Source organism: Bacillus cereus group sp. BfR-BA-01379 (genome assembly GCF_022663605.1).
In the GTDB taxonomy this organism is placed as follows: domain Bacteria; phylum Bacillota; class Bacilli; order Bacillales; family Bacillaceae_G; genus Bacillus_A; species Bacillus_A mobilis.
On sequence record NZ_JAKUFT010000272.1, the window covers coordinates 1 to 255 of the forward strand.

Here is a 255-nt window from a genome sequence, read left to right on the forward strand (position 1 = left end):
CGATACGATTTATTTCATTAATAAACCGATCTACTTTCCCATACCACATTGTATCTTTTGCCTCTTTACGAGTTTCAAATAAATAAGATTGCATATCATAATCAATACCTTGCATAAGATCGTATACAGCTTGTCCTTTCATACGATCGTCTACATACGTACGAAGATTATCATTGTATTGTTTTAAAATATTAGCTGCGTATTGAACCGTTTCTACATCACTTGAAGCATTACTGATTAATTTACCGTATGCCG

At 32.9% G+C, this 255-nt stretch carries 1 protein-coding gene; it reads right to left on the reverse strand.

Going from position 1 to position 255, the window contains the following annotated elements; all coding sequences use genetic code 11:
- The coding region (locus MR113_RS27820) for a M9 family metallopeptidase N-terminal domain-containing protein (protein ID WP_242257514.1) at window positions 1-255 on the reverse strand (255 nt) is incomplete at both ends.